General features: G+C 54.3%; 19 protein-coding genes. 6 read left to right on the top strand and 13 right to left on the bottom strand.

Annotation, left to right across the window (positions count from 1 at the left end; translation table 11 throughout):
• The first annotated feature begins 26 nt into the window (after positions 1–26).
• Positions 27–869: a 3-mercaptopyruvate sulfurtransferase gene (gene sseA, locus F4V72_RS15365; protein WP_053510749.1), complete on the top strand. Its 843-nt coding sequence runs from the start codon at positions 27–29 to the stop codon at positions 867–869.
• A 415-nt stretch (positions 870–1284) separates the two neighbouring features.
• Positions 1285–1401, top strand: a complete 117-nt coding sequence (gene timP / locus F4V72_RS24460) for a small toxic inner membrane protein TimP (protein WP_246849015.1) — start codon at positions 1285–1287, stop codon at positions 1399–1401.
• Between the two features lie 36 nt (positions 1402–1437).
• Here the strand turns inward: timP and sseB are convergent, their stop codons facing one another.
• The 11 genes from sseB to trmJ all read right to left on the bottom strand — a co-directional run bounded on the left by sseB (position 1438) and on the right by trmJ (position 10468).
• On the bottom strand, positions 1438–2214 hold the full coding sequence (sseB, locus tag F4V72_RS15360; RefSeq protein ID WP_053510751.1) for an enhanced serine sensitivity protein SseB: 777 nt from the start codon (positions 2212–2214) through the stop codon (positions 1438–1440).
• A gap of 107 nt (positions 2215–2321) precedes the next feature.
• Positions 2322–3605: an aminopeptidase PepB gene (pepB, locus tag F4V72_RS15355; RefSeq protein ID WP_023245988.1), complete on the bottom strand. Its 1284-nt coding sequence runs from the start codon at positions 3603–3605 to the stop codon at positions 2322–2324.
• Between the two features lie 136 nt (positions 3606–3741).
• Complete coding sequence (iscX, locus tag F4V72_RS15350; RefSeq protein WP_000523621.1) at positions 3742–3942, bottom strand: Fe-S cluster assembly protein IscX; 201 nt, start codon at positions 3940–3942, stop codon at positions 3742–3744.
• An 11-nt stretch (positions 3943–3953) separates the two neighbouring features.
• The gene (gene fdx, locus F4V72_RS15345) at positions 3954–4289 is read right to left on the bottom strand and encodes an ISC system 2Fe-2S type ferredoxin (protein ID WP_001124466.1); all 336 of its coding nucleotides are present in this window, start codon (positions 4287–4289) and stop codon (positions 3954–3956) included.
• 1 nt (position 4290) lies between these two features.
• Positions 4291–6141: a Fe-S protein assembly chaperone HscA gene (gene hscA / locus F4V72_RS15340; RefSeq protein WP_023245989.1), complete on the bottom strand. Its 1851-nt coding sequence runs from the start codon at positions 6139–6141 to the stop codon at positions 4291–4293.
• A 12-nt stretch (positions 6142–6153) separates the two neighbouring features.
• Complete coding sequence (gene hscB / locus F4V72_RS15335; RefSeq protein ID WP_111764046.1) at positions 6154–6669, bottom strand: co-chaperone HscB; 516 nt, start codon at positions 6667–6669, stop codon at positions 6154–6156.
• Between the two features lie 197 nt (positions 6670–6866).
• On the bottom strand, positions 6867–7190 hold the full coding sequence (gene iscA / locus F4V72_RS15330) for an iron-sulfur cluster assembly protein IscA (protein ID WP_000028952.1): 324 nt from the start codon (positions 7188–7190) through the stop codon (positions 6867–6869).
• 28 nt (positions 7191–7218) lie between these two features.
• Entirely contained in the window at positions 7219–7605 is a 387-nt protein-coding gene (gene iscU / locus F4V72_RS15325; RefSeq protein WP_000331704.1) for a Fe-S cluster assembly scaffold IscU, read from the bottom strand.
• A 27-nt stretch (positions 7606–7632) separates the two neighbouring features.
• Positions 7633–8847, bottom strand: coding sequence for a cysteine desulfurase (gene iscS, locus F4V72_RS15320; RefSeq protein WP_000775269.1), 1215 nt, complete (start codon positions 8845–8847; stop codon positions 7633–7635).
• 179 nt (positions 8848–9026) lie between these two features.
• A complete protein-coding gene (gene iscR, locus F4V72_RS15315; protein WP_023179651.1) occupies positions 9027–9521 on the bottom strand; it encodes a Fe-S cluster assembly transcriptional regulator IscR in 495 nt (164 codons plus the stop codon).
• 215 nt (positions 9522–9736) lie between these two features.
• Positions 9737–10468: a tRNA (cytosine(32)/uridine(32)-2'-O)-methyltransferase TrmJ gene (gene trmJ, locus F4V72_RS15310; protein WP_023245991.1), complete on the bottom strand. Its 732-nt coding sequence runs from the start codon at positions 10466–10468 to the stop codon at positions 9737–9739.
• A 118-nt stretch (positions 10469–10586) separates the two neighbouring features.
• Between trmJ and suhB the strand changes: the two genes are divergently transcribed.
• The 4 genes from suhB (at position 10587) to asrC (ending at position 14500) form a co-directional block, all read left to right on the top strand.
• Positions 10587–11390, top strand: a complete 804-nt coding sequence (gene suhB / locus F4V72_RS15305) for an inositol-1-monophosphatase (protein WP_023245992.1) — start codon at positions 10587–10589, stop codon at positions 11388–11390.
• 220 nt (positions 11391–11610) lie between these two features.
• A complete protein-coding gene (gene asrA, locus F4V72_RS15300; RefSeq protein WP_023245993.1) occupies positions 11611–12654 on the top strand; it encodes an anaerobic sulfite reductase subunit AsrA in 1044 nt (347 codons plus the stop codon).
• A 3-nt stretch (positions 12655–12657) separates the two neighbouring features.
• On the top strand, positions 12658–13476 hold the full coding sequence (gene asrB, locus F4V72_RS15295) for an anaerobic sulfite reductase subunit AsrB (RefSeq protein ID WP_023245994.1): 819 nt from the start codon (positions 12658–12660) through the stop codon (positions 13474–13476).
• A 10-nt stretch (positions 13477–13486) separates the two neighbouring features.
• Complete coding sequence (asrC, locus tag F4V72_RS15290) at positions 13487–14500, top strand: sulfite reductase subunit C (RefSeq protein ID WP_023245995.1); 1014 nt, start codon at positions 13487–13489, stop codon at positions 14498–14500.
• On the opposite strand, the gene F4V72_RS15285 is transcribed toward asrC, so the two are convergent.
• Both F4V72_RS15285 and F4V72_RS15280 read right to left on the bottom strand, forming a co-directional pair.
• Positions 14501–15487, bottom strand: coding sequence for a nickel/cobalt transporter (locus F4V72_RS15285; RefSeq protein WP_136058136.1), 987 nt, complete (start codon positions 15485–15487; stop codon positions 14501–14503).
• The gene (locus F4V72_RS15280; protein WP_070804169.1) at positions 15478–16116 is read right to left on the bottom strand and encodes a DUF1007 family protein; all 639 of its coding nucleotides are present in this window, start codon (positions 16114–16116) and stop codon (positions 15478–15480) included. Before F4V72_RS15280 ends, F4V72_RS15285 begins: the two co-directional genes overlap by 10 nt.
• Between the last annotated feature and the right edge of the window lie 67 nt (positions 16117–16183).

Genomic DNA, 16183 nt, shown 5'->3' with positions numbered 1-16183 from the left:
ATAATCAGGTAACAATGGAGATGCCCATGACCACCGCCTTTTTTGTCGCCGCCGACTGGCTTGCCGAACATATTGATGATCCGGAAATACAAATTCTTGACGCCCGTATGGCGCCCCCAGGACAGGAACATCGTGATATGGCGGGCGAATATCGCGCCGGACATATTCCCGGCGCTCTGTTTTTTGATATTGAAGCGCTTTCCGATCGCGCATCGCCGCTGCCGCATATGATGCCGCGCCCGGAAGCTTTTGCGGTGGCCATGCGTGAACTGGGCGTTCGCCAGGATAAACACCTGGTCATATACGATGAAGGCAATTTGTTCTCCGCTCCCCGGGCATGGTGGATGCTACGCACGTTCGGCGCCGAGAAAATTTCCATTCTGGCGGGCGGACTGGCAGGCTGGCAGCGCGACGAATGGCTATTGCGCGAAGGTGATGAAGCGCATGAAGAAGGCGAGTTTGAAGCGAAACTCGCGCCACAAGCTGTGGTGCGGCTAACCGACGTATTGCTGGCAAGTCATGAAAAAACCGCGCAAATCGTCGACGCGCGCCCGGCGGCGCGTTTTAACGCTCAGGCTGATGAACCGCGTCCGGGGCTGAGGCGCGGACACATTCCCGGCGCGCTAAACGTCCCGTGGACGGAACTGGTGTATGAGGGCGAATTAAAGACCACTGACGAACTGAATGAGGTTTTTTTCAGCCACGGCGTTAGTTTCGACAGACCGATTATCGCCAGCTGCGGTTCCGGCGTGACGGCCGCGGTCGTGGTGCTGGCGCTCGCCACGCTGGATGTGCCTGACGTCACACTTTACGACGGCGCGTGGAGCGAATGGGGCGCGCGTACTGATTTACCGGTTGAACCCGCTTAATATCTGCCATGCCGGATGGCGCTCACGCTTATCCGGCCTACAATTCAGGCTGATTTAAAACGAATCCACATAAATTCTGTTTAAGCAGGCCACAAAAAAACCGCTCAATTGAGCGGTTTTTTTGTGCTGGTCCAGTTCGCGGCCTTCCCAGCAGGCTTTGTTGCCATAGCAACGCAGGCACACCACAGTAGGTAAATACTCTCTTTTAAGGAGAGCGAAGTCAAGTTAATTAACTAAGAAACTATTCAACATTTGAGGTATTATCTTTCCCGGCCACCTCCGCCGTCTCGCAAACGGGCGCTGGCTTCAGGAGAGGATGTTCCATGGCCGTAAGCGCAGGCACACCACAGTGCTTGCTATCACGGCATTATCGCCAGCGGTGCTGCCGTGATGCGGTCTTCGCAAGGACCGCAACATGAAGATACGATGCTTTTGTGTCGTGCTTCTTGTTTCTGGCACGTTGTGTCTTCACGCAGACAGAAGTTATCCAGGTAATTCTGTTCCCGTAACGCTCAACGTCCAGAGCAGGTAAGCCAGGAGGCCGCCCTGTTGGGCGGCTTTCTTTTCTTCAGATGATGCGGTTCTGTTTAAAATCGCGCAGAAACCCGCCCCAGCGGCGCTCGTAGAACGGCGCGATATGCTCGGTGATAAAATGGCTGATCCCCTGCTCACCCTTCCTCACCTGACAAATATCGATCGGTTCGTCACCCGGTAATGTGTCAGTCGCCACATTGCCCGCAGCGTGAATGATCTCTTCAATATCGCCGTCAGCCTCAATGCCAATCAGTAGATTGGGTTGGGCGTCCGCATGTTCTTTAATAGCGCAGAGAAACGCGCGTTTCACCGGTTTGATGGTTTTAAACAGCGTGGTGAGGGAATCAATCATCTGCGACGGCGGCTCGGCCACTTCGGATAAAATAAGCGACTCGCCGCCTTCCAGCACTTCCTGGGTACTTAACGGACTACCTTCCTCACCGAGAAGCAGGCTGATTTCACGCGGCATAAACTCTTTACCGACCGGCAATTTAGCGTTGAGGAATAACGTTTCGCCAAGCGTCATTTCAAACAGCGTGCGCACCGGCATCACCACAAACGCCTGTTCGTCTGCCACGGCCTGCTGCAGCGCCTCCAAAGAAGTAAAGAAGGGAATGACGGTCGTGCCGTCTTCTTTTTCCCAGTGCTGCAAATCCAGAGCGCTGTCTTCCACAATCGCCTCGCCTTCGGCAGCGCTGCCCGGCACCCAGACGGTGGACTCCAGTAAGGTACGGAAAAATGCCGGACGATGCGCGGGCTCAGTCGCCGCTTTCTCCAGCAAGATTTCTAATTCATTTTTAGTTTCGGACATAGGAATCACAAATTGATATACGTGTACCGTGTAGGCCTGATAAGCGCAGTGTCATCAGGCAAAATGCCGGGTGGCGCTTCGCTTACCCGGCCTACAAAAAACGCCATTCAGGCGGTCAGCAGATTAGCAATGGTGCGGACGCCTAAACCGGTTGCCCCGGCAGCCCACTGCTCAACTGGCGCTTTGCGATAAGTAGCGGAACAGTCAATGTGCAGCCAGCCTTCGCGGTAATTTTCAACAAAGTGCGACAGAAAACCCGCGGCGGTGCTTGCCCCAGCGGGATAAGCCGCGCTGCCGGTGTTGTTCAGTTCCGCAAAGTTAGACGGCAGTTGATTACGGTGGAACTCCGCCAGCGGCAAACGCCAGAACGGTTCATTTTCTTGCGCCGCGCTGGTCAGCAAGCGCCCCGCCAGCGTATCGTCAAAACTGAATAGCGCATGGTAGTCGTTACCCAGCGCCGTTTTCGCCGCGCCGGTTAACGTCGCCATATCAATGATCAACTGCGGGTGTTGCGCACTGGCATCAATCAGGCCATCTGCCAGCACCAGTCGCCCTTCCGCATCGGTATTCATGACTTCGACATTCTTGCCATTACGGTAGCGAATAATATCGCCCAGTTTAAAAGCATTGCCGCTGATCAGATTATCGGCGCAACACAGGAACAATTTTACGCGTTTATTCAACCCACGAGTAATGGCGAACGCCAGCGCGCCCGTTACCGTCGCCGCGCCGCCCATATCGGATTTCATTGAGTCCATAAAGGCGCTTTGTTTGATGCTGTAGCCGCCGGAGTCAAAGGTAATGCCTTTACCGACCAGACAGGCGTAAACTGGCGCGTCTTTGTCTCCCGTCGGGTTGTAATCCAGCGCCAACAGTACCGGCGAACGCTCAGAACCACGACCTACGGTATGCAGCCCCATATAGTTCTGCTCGCGCAGATCTTCACCTTTGGTGATACGGTAAGTGACACGATCGCACGCGACGCTGCACAGCAGATCCACCGCGCGCTGCGCCAGTTGCTCCGGCCCAAGCTCTTCCGCCGGGGCATTAATGGTGTCGCGCACCCAGTCAATAATGGTCAGGCGGTTATCCAGTTCCTGACGTTGGGCATCGTCTAAATCCGGCCACATCACGGTACGGACGCCTTTTGGTCCTTTGTAACCCGCCCAGAATGCCCAACAACGCTCGATATCCCATCCTTCGCCTGTCAGCGCGACCTGTTTTATTCCCAGGCCATCGATTTTACGCGCCGCACGCTGGATCAACCCCAGATCGTCTTTACCGTTAAGGTGCAAGGTAATACCGTCGTTATTAATACTGTAAGTGGCTTTGTCGCCCCAACGCGCATCGGCAGGCTGCGTGGAAAGCGTAATTTTCATGGCTTCTGTCATTGTTATTTTCCTTATTAGCAAACGGGCCGCCGTATGGCAGCCCGTTAGATCTTTTGCTAAATGATTCGCGTTGCAGGAAGGCGGCAAGTGAGCGAACGCAGCCAACGCACCTGCGGCGCGGATCATGACGCAAAAATTACTCTGCTTCATCCAACCAGACTAGCAGAATCGCCTCCAGAATTTTTTCATTGGATGCGTTAGGGTCGTCGTCAAAATCGTCCAGTTCGCAGATCCACTGATGCAGATCGGTGAAACGAACGGTTTTAGGATCGACATCAGGATATGCGTCGTATAACGCTTCGCCGATCTCACGGCTATCGGTCCACTTGAGTCCCATACTACCCTCTGTTAATGCTCACGCGCATGGTTGATTGTGTAACGTGGAATTTCGATAACCAGATCGTCGTCGGTAACGCGGGCCTGGCAGCTCAGTCGGCTTTCCGGCTCCAGCCCCCACGCTTTATCCAGCATATCGTCTTCTTCTTCCGAGCTTTCCGGCAAGGAGTCGAAGCCTTCACGTACAATACAGTGACAGGTGGTGCAGGCGCACGATTTCTCACAGGCGTGTTCAATCTCGATGCCGTTGCGCAGCGCAACGTCAAGAATGGTTTCACCGGTCTCAGCTTCCAGAACTGCGCCATCCGGACAAAGATCCTGATGAGGCAGAATAACAATCTTCGGCATGTTAAACCTCGTCTACGGAATGGCCTTTCAGCGCGCGACGAACCGACTGGTCCATACGGCGAGCGGCAAATTCCTGGGTTTGTTTATCTACGTTTTTAATGGCTTGTTCTATGGCGTCAACATCATCGCCTTGTGCGACCGCGCTCAAATGTGCGGCGGCATCATCAATGCATTGACGTTCTGCGGCGCTTAACAGCGCGGCGTCGGCAGTCAGCGCGCCGGTCAAGCTTTCCAGCACGCGCGCGGCTTCGACTTTTTGCTCCGCCAGCATACGCGCTTTCACGTCCTGCTCGGCAAAACTCATGGAGTCTTTGATCATTGAAGCAATTTCGCTATCGGTCAGGCCGTAGGAAGGTTTGACCTGAATGGAGGCCTCGACGCCGGTGGATTTTTCCATTGCGGTAACGCTCAACAGGCCATCGGCATCTACCTGGAAAGTCACGCGAATATGCGCCCCGCCAGCCGGCAACGGCGGAATACCGCGCAGCGCAAAGCGCGCCAGCGAACGGCAGTCCTGCACCAGTTCGCGTTCGCCCTGCATCACATGGATAGACATCGCGGTCTGACCGTCTTTGAAGGTGGTGAAATCCTGCGCGCGCGCCACCGGGATGGTGGTGTTGCGCGGAATAACTTTTTCCACCAGGCCCCCCATCGTTTCCAGTCCAAGAGAGAGTGGAATCACATCCAGCAGTAGCATTTCGCTGTCCGGCTTGTTGCCGACCAAAATATCAGCCTGAATCGCTGCGCCGATAGCGACTACTTTATCCGGGTCGATAGTGGTTAACGGCGTGCGGCCAAAAAATTCGCCCACCCGCTCACGCACCAGCGGTACACGGGTCGAACCGCCGACCATGACCACTTCCAGAACCTGCCGGGAGTCAACACCGGCATCTTTCAATGCGCGACGGCAGGCCAATAGCGTGCGCTTAACCAGCGCAGAAATGAGATCGTTAAACTGCTCGCGAGTGATCTCCCCCTGCCAGCCCGCAACGTTAACGCGAACGGCATCGGCATCACTTAAGGCGATTTTCGCTGCAATAGCGGCATCCAGCAGTTCGCGCTGAACGCGATTGTCACTACGATCGGCAATCCCCGCCTGCTCGCGAATATAGTCCGCCAGCAGATGGTCAAAGTCGTCGCCGCCGAGCGCAGAATCACCGCCCGTCGCCAGCACTTCAAACACCCCGCGGCTCAGACGTAAAATAGAGATATCAAAGGTGCCGCCGCCGAGATCGTAAACAGCGATAACGCCTTCTTTGCCCGAGTCCAGACCGTAGGCGATCGCCGCCGCCGTCGGTTCGTTGAGTAAGCGCAGCACATGCAGGCCCGCCAGCCGCGCGGCGTCTTTCGTCCCCTGACGCTGGGCATCATCGAAATAGGCGGGAACGGTAATCACCACGCCATCCAGCTCTCCGGAAAGCGATTCGCTAGCCCGCGCGGCCAGCGCTTTGAGAATATCAGCAGATACGCGTACCGGGTTTAGCAACCCTGCCGCTGTTTCAATCATCGGCAGCCCATTAACGCTAGCCTTAAACCGGTAAGGCAGATGCGGATAGCGCGCCTGGATATCCGCCAGCGAGCGTCCCATCATACGTTTCACAGAGCTGATAGTGTTGGCCGTATCCTGCGCGGCATTGTCACGCGCAGCGTAACCGACCGTGTGGCCCTGCGGCTGATAGTGAACCACTGAAGGCAACAGGTGGCGCCCTTCGTGGTCAGGCAGAGTTTCCGCCTGGCCGCTGCGAACCGTCGCCACCAGAGAGTTGGTAGTGCCTAAGTCGATACCCGCCGCCAGACGGCGCTGATGCGGCGCGGCGCTCAGACCAGGCTCACTAATTTGTAATAAGGCCATGTTAGATTCCAGTTAAAAATCGAGCAGCTTTTCTTCGAGTTGTTCTGCGCTGCTTCGCAGTTTATCGAGAAACCGCAGTTTGCGCACCGTATCCGCCGCCACATCCCATGCCGCGTTATCCATCTGTTCCACCATTTGCTGGAGGCGAGCATCAAACATCTTTTGTACACGCTTGATAAAGCTTTCCAGCCGCGCGTCGTCTTTTGTCTGTTCGATGTCGTCCAGCTCTTCACGAAGCGTCAGTTGCTCCATCAGAAACGCGGTGTCGCGTACGGTGTGCTGCTCGCTGGCCAGATCGAACCCGTGTAAGGAAAGCAGATACTCCGCGCGCGTCAAAGGATGACGCAGCGTTTGCCAGGCCTGGTTGATCGTGGCGGATTGCTGGACGGCGGCAAGCTGCTGCGCCTGGGTGCCGTTGGCAAATTTGTCAGGGTGATACTGGCGTTGCAGATCCTGAAAACGAAGGCTCAGCGCCTGGGTGTCAATCTGATAACGGGCTGGTAAGCCAAAGAGGGTGAAGTAATCCATAACATTCTCAGGGATAGCCTGTCAGAACAAACCCCACCCGCAGGCGACTACGGTGGGGTTATACCTTCTTACTTCGCGCCGCAGATGCATTGTCTGCGCGGGTTCACCCCAGTCACTAATTCAAGTAAGCACCTGGGGATTCACTCGCTTGTCGCCTTTCTGCAACACGAATGACTCGGTATAACAGCGGAACACAGTTACACGTGGAAGCTTTCGCCGCAACCACACTCATCTTTCACATTTGGGTTGGAGAATTTAAACCCTTCGTTCAGGCCTTCTTTTACGAAGTCCAACTGTGTACCGTCCAGAAATTGCAGGCTCTTGCCATCAACCACTACCTTAACGCCTTTGTCTTCAAATACGGTGTCTTCCGCCGTCGGTTCGTCAACAAATTCCAGTACATAAGCCATACCTGAACAGCCGGAGGTTCTCACGCCCAGACGCAGGCCAAACCCTTTACCACGGTTGGCCAGGAAGGTATTAACTCGCGCTGCTGCACTGTCGCTAAGTGTAATCGACATAACAAAACCTCAATGTTAACGTTCTATTTTATTTCGCTTCGCGTTTGCTTTTGTAATCTGCAATAGCGGCTTTAATCGCGTCTTCCGCCAGAATAGAGCAGTGGATTTTCACCGGCGGCAGCTCCAGTTCGTCTGCAATATCGGTGTTTTTAATCGCCTGCGCTTCGTCCAGGGATTTCCCTTTCACCCACTCCGTTACCAGAGAACTGGAGGCGATAGCGGAACCGCAGCCGTAAGTCTTGAAGCGCGCGTCTTCAATAATACCTTCATCGTTAACTTTAATCTGCAACTTCATAACGTCGCCGCAGGCCGGAGCGCCAACCATGCCGCTTCCCACGTTATCGTCGTTGTTGTCAAACGACCCTACGTTACGCGGGTTCTCATAGTGATCGATTACTTTTTCGCTGTAAGCCATTATAAATTCTCCTGATTCCGATACCGATTAATGATGAGCCCATTCGATGCTATTTAGATCCACGCCCTGCTTGTACATTTCCCACAGTGGAGAAAGGTCACGCAGACGGCCAATGGATTTACGGACCAGATCAATGGTGTAGTCGATCTCTTCTTCAGTGGTAAAACGACCTAAAGAGAAACGGATAGAGCTATGCGCCAGCTCGTCATTCATGCCCAACGCGCGCAGCACGTAGGACGGTTCCAGACTGGCGGAGGTGCAGGCGGAACCGGAAGAGACCGCCAGGTCTTTCAGTGCCATGATCAGCGACTCGCCTTCAACGTAGTTAAAGCTCACGTTGAGAATGTTTGGCGCGCCCTGTTCAAGGTCGCCGTTCAGGTAAACTTCTTCAATATCTTTGATGCCGTTCCACAGACGGTTACGCAGACCGCGCAGACGTGCCATTTCGGTCTCCATCTCTTCTTTCGCGATACGGTAAGCTTCGCCCATGCCGACGATCTGGTGGACGGGCAGCGTTCCAGAGCGCATACCGCGTTCGTGACCGCCGCCATGCATCTGCGCTTCAATACGAATACGCGGCTTACGACGCACATACAGCGCGCCAATGCCTTTCGGACCATAAATTTTATGACCGGAGAAGGACATCAGGTCCACTTTCAGTTGGCTCAGGTCGATAGGCAGTTTGCCCACGCTCTGGGTAGCGTCAACATGGTAGATAATACCGCGCGCGCGGCACATTTCGCCGATGGTCGCGATATCCTGCACCACGCCGATTTCGTTGTTCACGTGCATGATTGAAACCAGAATGGTGTCGTCACGCATCGCTGCTTCGAGTGCTTTAAGATCGATAATCCCGTTGCTCTGCGGCGCGAGGTAGGTCACTTCAAACCCTTCGCGCTCTAGCTGACGGCAGGTGTCCAGCACCGCTTTGTGCTCGGTCTTGCTGGTGATAATGTGCTTGCCTTTTTTCTGATAAAAGTTGGCTGCGCCTTTGATCGCCAGGTTGTCGGACTCCGTCGCGCCGGACGTAAAAACGATTTCACGCGGGTCGGCACCCACCAGCTCAGCAATCTGGTTACGGGCGATATCGACCGCTTCTTCTGCCTGCCAGCCAAAACGGTGTGAACGAGACGCCGGGTTCCCAAAGGTTCCGTCCAGGGTCAGAAACTGCATCATTTTCTCGGCAACACGCGGGTCCACCGGCGTGGTTGCGGAGTAGTCGAGATAAATCGGTAATTTCATTGCTCTTAAACTCCGTACATCACTCAATGCAAGGAATCAGGCAACCGGCTGGATGTACGACCGTGTTGACGGGACGTCCACGTCCCGGCCTGATTCTGAATTCTTTTTACGCTTCGTCCTTCAGGCGACTGCGGCATTAACCGCTTGAGGCCGCCAGAAGAGATGGCGTAATATTTTAATTAAGCACGTAATTTAACGTCGATGGCGTCCTGCGCACGACCATTGGCGCGCGGCGCGTCATGCGTGTGCTGACGACCAGACACATCCAAAACTTCCTGGTTATTCACCAGCTCGCCTAACGTAATATTGTTGAGAAAACCGGTCAGGCGATCGCTTAAATCACGCCACAGCGCGTGGGTCAGGCATTTATCGCCGCCCTGACAGCCGCCTTTCCCCTGGCAACGGGTTGCATCAACGGACTCATCAACCGCGCTGATCACTTCACCGACCGCGATACTGCCGGCATCTTTCCCCAGCAGATAACCGCCGCCTGGCCCGCGTACGCTGGAAACCAGACCGTTTTTACGTAAGCGGGAAAATAGCTGTTCCAGATAAGAAAGGGAAATACCCTGACGTTCAGAAATATCAGCCAACGGTACCGGGCCCGCTTCGGAGTTGAGCGCAACGTCTAACATTGCGGTCACGGCATAACGCCCTTTAGATGTCAGTCTCATGTCTTACTTAACCTCAAACTCGCCCCTGCCCGGGGTTTTTTATTGTAAAATGGGGGTATTGCATAGCAGGGATAAGTCTGACATTCCCGAGTAATTTGGTCAACTATTTACTTGACTGTTTTAGTCAGGTATTTGACGTTCAGTGCTGTTTTCGATTTACCGAATGACGCTTCGCTTATCCGGCCTACGATTAGCGCCATCAGGCATCAAATTGCCTACTTTCCTTTATTCTGCTGCTCAATCGACGCCAGCATTCCACGCAGAATATTCAACTCCTGGCTTTCCGGGCGCGCGCGGGTAAACAAACGGCGCAGCTTATTCATCACCTGCCCCGGATGGTTTTCGCGAATAAAGCCGGTGGAGAGCAACGTTTGCTCCAGATGGCCGTAGAAGCGTTCAAGATCGTCCACCAGCGGATACGGCGTCTCTTCATGCTCTACCGCGTCGCCGTCTTCCTGCGTTGCCAGCCAGGCCATACGGACTTCATACGCGATGACCTGTACCGCCATCGCCAGATTCAACGAGCTGTACTCCGGGTTAGCGGCAATGGCAACGTGATAATGGCATTTTTGCAACTCATCGTTAGTCAGCCCGACACGCTCACGACCGAAAACTAAGGCAACCGGCGTGTTTTCCGCTTCTGCAATGCTTTTTAAGCCACACTCGCGCGGATCAAGCATCGGCCACGGCAGAGTGCGGGAACGAGCGCTGGTTCCAACCACCAGACTACAACCTGCCAGCGCTTCATCAAGCGTATCGACGATCTGCGCATTACCGATCACATCGCTGGCGCCTGCCGCCAAAGCGATGGCCTGGGAGTCCGGTTTTACCAGCGGGTTTACCAGCCACAGGTTGGTTAAGCCCATGGTTTTCATAGCGCGAGCCACAGAGCCCATATTGCCGGTGTGGGAGGTTTCCACCAGCACAATTCGAATGTTTTGCAGCATTGTCTTTCTTCAGCTAAAGATTATTCCGCCATCTTACCATAAAACCAAGACAGATTCCGATCTCACTGCTATACTCTGCGCCGTTTTCCCGTTCTTTAACATCCAGTGAGAGAGACCGATGCATCCGATGCTGACCATCGCCGTGCGCGCAGCGCGCAAGGCGGGTAATGTAATTGCCAAAAACTATGAAACTCCGGACGCTGTAGAAGCGAGCCAAAAAGGCAGTAACGATTTTGTGACCAACGTAGATAAGGCCGCTGAAGCGATAATTATCGACACCATTCGCAAATCTTACCCGCAACACACAATTATCACCGAAGAAAGCGGTGAACACGTTGGCACAGATCAGGATGTTCAATGGGTTATCGATCCACTGGATGGCACCACTAATTTTATCAAACGCCTGCCGCACTTTGCGGTATCCATCGCAGTACGCATTAAAGGCCGTACTGAAGTCGCCGTGGTTTACGATCCGATGCGTAACGAATTGTTCACCGCCACCCGCGGTCAGGGCGCGCAACTGAACGGCTACCGTCTGCGCGGCAGTACCGCTCGCGATCTGGACGGCACCATCCTCGCGACCGGCTTCCCGTTCAAAGCCAAACAATACGCGACCACCTACATTAATATTATCGGCAAGCTGTTCACCGAATGCGCCGATTTCCGCCGCACCGGTTCCGCCGCGCTGGATCTGGCCTATGTTGCCGCAGGTCGTGTCGATGGTTTCTTTGAAATTGGCCTTCGTCCGTGGGATTTCGCCGCGGGCGAGCTGCTGGTTCGTGAAGCGGGCGGTATCGTCAGCGATTTCACCGGCGGCCATAACTACATGATGACCGGTAATATCGTGGCGGGGAATCCGCGCGTCGTTAAAGCTATGCTGGCGAATATGCGCGACGAACTGAGTGATGCGCTGAAACGGTAATCGTTCATTCTGGCGGGAGCGTCTTTTCCCGCCAGAAATAAATCCCTTCCACAATTATCATTCTTAAAAACATCCTCCTATTTATTATACCGATAGTAAAAACCATTTTTTCCCGTTAGCGAAGGTGGCTGATTAGCGCTAGCGTAACAGTAATATTCATCTGATTTTTATAACAATTTATTTTCATTTGTTTTTCCTGAATATTACTGTGGAGTATGCGATGGCTATCAAAATTACGCCTGACGAGTTTAGTCTGCTTATCCAGCGATTAAACAAAAAATGGCGCGTGTTTGCCCCGTCCGCAGAGTTTCGCGGTGGGCGTTTTTCCGACACTGACAACATTATTTATCAACAGATTAGCGGTTGGCGCGATCTCATCTGGCACGAGAAATCGCACATGTCGCCGAATACCATTATCACCCCTATCACCGAAACGCTCTTTTATTTCGATAAAGACACGATTCAAATTGCCGAGACAGACACCTCCCCGATAGTCATCTTTGCCCGCGCCTGCGACATTAACGCCATGTCGCGGCTGGATTATATGTATTTATCAAATGGGAATAATTCCGATTACAGTTATCAACTGTTACGGGAGCATATTCGTTTCGTCCTAATTGAGTGTGAAGAAAGTTTCGAAAATTGTTTCTGCGTCTCAATGGGTACCAATAAAACCGACCGTTATAGCGCCGCAATGCGTTTTAGCGACGAGGGTGCGTTTGTCAGCATCCGCGATCCCTTTATCGAGGCGGCGATTCAAGGGCTGGGGCAGGAGGCCAACTATACCCCCTCTTTCGTCAGCGAAAACCGGGAAACCGTCGTCACGCCGGACAGCGTTTGCCGCGATCCGCAAAAAATTCGCGACATTCTCACCCGCCATCCGCTATGGGACGCCTACGACAGCCGCTGCATCAGTTGCGGCCGCTGCACCACCGGGTGTCCAACCTGTACCTGCTATAGCGTCTTTGACGTCGCCTATGATGAAAATCCACAGCGCGGTGAACGCCGTCGCCAGTGGGCAAGCTGCATGGTGCCAGGCTTTAGCGACATGGCCGGTGGTCATGGCTTTCGCGAAAAACCCGGCGAGCGTCTGCGCTACCGCGCCCTGCATAAGGTCAATGACTACAAAGCGCGCAACGGCATTGAACATATGTGCGTCGGCTGCGGCCGCTGCGACGATCGCTGCCCACAATACATCAAATTTTCTTTTATTATCAACAAAATGACCGCCGCCGTTCGGCAGGCGCTGGCAGAGGAGGCATAACGCATGTCACATTGTTCCTGCCATGATAAACCGCAGCACAGTTTGCTGCCTGCGGCGTACCGCATCCTCAGTATTACTCGCCACACGCCGCTGGAGTGGAATTTCCGCGTGGCGGTCGATTTTCCCGCGCACTGGGGGCAATTTGTTGAAGTGTCGCTGCCGCGCGTCGGCGAAGCGCCCATCTCCGTTTCCGACTGCGGCGACGGCTGGATAGATCTGCTGATTCGTAATGTCGGAAAAGTGACCAGCGCCCTCTTTACGCTGAAAGAAGGCGATAACGTGTGGCTACGCGGCTGCTATGGCAATGGCTATCCGGTCGATACGCTGCGCCATAAACCCTTACTGGTTGTCGCAGGCGGTACGGGCGTCGCGCCGGTGAAAGGGTTAATGCGTTATTTCGTTGAGAATCCGCAGGAAATTGGCCAACTGGATATGATTCTCGGCTATAAAAACCGCGACTGCGTGCTGTACAAAGAGGAGATGGCGGCGTGGCGCGGCAAGCATAACCTGGTGTTCACGCTGGATGAAGGCGAGGCCGATGACTGTTACCAGATTGGCCGGGTGACCGATCGGCTTGCCGACATGGCGCTTAGCGATATCGACACCATGCAAGCCATCGTCGTTGGGCCGCCAATAATGATTACCTTTACTGTAAAAATGCTGCTGCAAAAAGGGCTAAAGCCGGAGCAAATCTGGGTGGACTACGAGCGCCGGATGGCCTGCTCCGTCGGGAAGTGCGGCCACTGCCGTATGGGCGAAGTGTATGTTTGCACCGACGGTCCGATATTTAACTACGCCGTCGCGCAACGTTTTGCCGATTAAGGAGAACATCATGAGCATTGATATTGATATCATTAAAGCCCGTGCGAAAAACGAATATCGCCTGTCAAAAGTGCGCGGCGAAGCCATGATCAGCGTCCGCATTCCCGGCGGCATTTTGCCTGCGCATTTGCTGACGGTGGCGCGTGACATCGCCGAAACCTGGGGTAACGGACAAATCCACCTCACTACCCGCCAGAAGCTGGCGATGCCGGGTATCCGTTACGAAGATATCGACAACGTGAACGCCGCGCTGGAGCCGTTTCTTCGCGAAATTGAAATAGAACTGTGCGACGTCCAGGTTGAGGATACCAAAGCGGGCTATCTCGCTATTGGTGGGCGAAATATTGTCGCCTGTCAGGGGAACCGCATCTGCCAGAAAGCCAACACTGATACTACCGGCCTGTCCCGTCGTCTTGAAAAACTGGTCTATCCCAGCCCTTATCATCTCAAAACGGTGATTGTCGGCTGCCCGAATGACTGCGCGAAGGCGTCAATGGCCGATCTGGGGATTATTGGCGTGGCGAAAATGCGCTTCACTGCCGAACGCTGTATCGGCTGCGGCGCCTGCGTGAAGGCCTGTAGTCACCACGCGGTAGGCTGCCTGGCGCTGAAGAACGGCAAAGCGGTCAAAGAAGAGTCGGCCTGTATCGGCTGCGGCGAGTGCGTGCTGGCCTGTCCGACGCTAGCCTGGCAACGTAAACCGGATCAGCTCTGGCAAGTCCGTCTGGGCGGACGCACCAGTAAAAAAACGCCGCGCGTCGGCAAGCTCTTCCTCAACTGGGTGACTGAAGACGTGATAAAGCAGGTGATCGTTAACCTGTATGAATTTGAAAAAGAGATGCTCGGCGGAAAACCGATCTATCTGCATATGGGCCATCTGATCGACAAAGGTGGCTATCTGCGCTTTAAAGAGCGGGTGCTGCGCGGCGTTCAGCTCAATCCGGAAGCGATGGTCGCCGAACGAATTTACTGGGCCGAAGACGAATCCATCGCGCGGATGCATCTCAAACCCGCCGGGCACTAATCAACCACGCCATGGCCGCAGCCCCCCCACAGGCTGCGGCACGCTAAACCACATGACCAGAGCCGCGACAAGCAGTATTACCCCTCCGGCCAGCGCCAGCGTTGACCAGCCTACCTGCCGCCATAACGCAGGCGTTTTGTTTCCACTGAGTTTCACCGCCAGAGCGCGAAAAGTGTGTACCAGCAGCGCCAGCGAGGTAATCGTTAGCGAGGTTCCCGCCGCCATCGCCAGTACCGACGCCATTCCCCAGCTAAAAACGCCAATTACTTTACTGAATAACAGCACCATTATCGCGCCGGAACAGGGCCGCATCCCCATAGACAGTACGATCATTAGTCGCGCGCGCCAGTCATCGCCGCTATGCCGTTGTTCCTGCGTCGGTAAATGTTGATGTCCGCAGCCGCATTTTTCATGGTGAACATGGCGCGGCGTAAAAGCGATAAACCCAGGTTTACGTAGCAGCGCGCGTAATCTTTTTATGGCCCGCCAGCACAGCAAGATGCCCAGCCCGCCAACTAACGCATAGCTCCCCTTTTCCAGCCAGAAGCCGCTCAGATGTAACTGCCTTGCCGGAAGTTGCAATACGGTCAGCACTCCCGCCACCAACCCGATAGCCACCAGCCCCTGCAATAACGCGGCGGCGAGGGTTAACACGATACTTGATTTCAGCTTCGAAGGATGCGTCGCCAGCCATGTCGCGATCACCACTTTGCCATGTCCCGGCCCCAGCGCATGAAGCACGCCATACATAAAACTCAACAGAAGCAACGATCCGCCCGCTCGCTCAGGATGCGTCGCCACCGCGTTAAGCAGCGCGCTCAACTGCTGATTCACTTCCCGCTGCCAAAGGACGCTTTTCAACATCACCTGCGGCCAGGCCTGCCATATCCACAGACCGCCAGCCAGCATCAACAGCAGTAATAACGCCAATGGCCACAGAGATAGCCAGCGCCGCCCGGGAGTGCGTTGAGAAAAAATTACTGACATTGCAATGTCACCGTTTGGGCGAACTGTTTACCTAAATCCATATCCTCCGGCGGCGCGTCCTCTTTATCAAGCGACTGGGCGAAACGTAATGTCTCTTCGCCGGGCGCAGGAGTATGAACCTGAATCCGACACTTTTCGCGCAGCGGTTCCGGCATCGTTATATCGCTGTCCTGGTCATAATGCATATCGACATAATAAGAAGGATCAAACGTTGAAAAGGTATAAGTCTGACCGCTTAACGGCTGCGGTTCAGCCAGCGGCAGCGTAAAGCTCAATACCGCCTGATGTGCCTCACGTGTCATACCGTATTCTGTCGGCCTGTTTTTAAACTTTACTTTCGCGCCATTGCGCCACACTTCTGTAAAGTAGTGCTGTCCAAGTACGTTAGCCATCACTTCCGCCGCCAACTTTTTCCATATTTCCGAACCCGGAGCAGCGTTTCCGGCGTCATACAACAGATCTGCGGACGTCAGCTCGTCCATTGTCCAACGCATTTTTAACGCCACAAATTGCTCATTTTCACTGACCACCTGCGTTTGCAGACGGATGAAGCTGTGCGGATGCGCCGCCGCCACGAAAGATAAAACGGCGAGAAATAGTGTTAAGGCGCTGCGTTTCACTGGCTTCATCTGTTCCTCGCGATAAAAATTCTGTGACGCTCCTCAGCATTCCTGGCCTAAAAGCACGCTTATAACA

It is taken from the genome of Salmonella enterica subsp. diarizonae (assembly GCF_008692785.1).
Lineage (GTDB): Bacteria > Pseudomonadota > Gammaproteobacteria > Enterobacterales > Enterobacteriaceae > Salmonella > Salmonella diarizonae.
The sequence above is the reverse complement of the archived record's forward strand: the minus strand, read 5'-3'. Positions and strand labels throughout refer to the sequence as shown.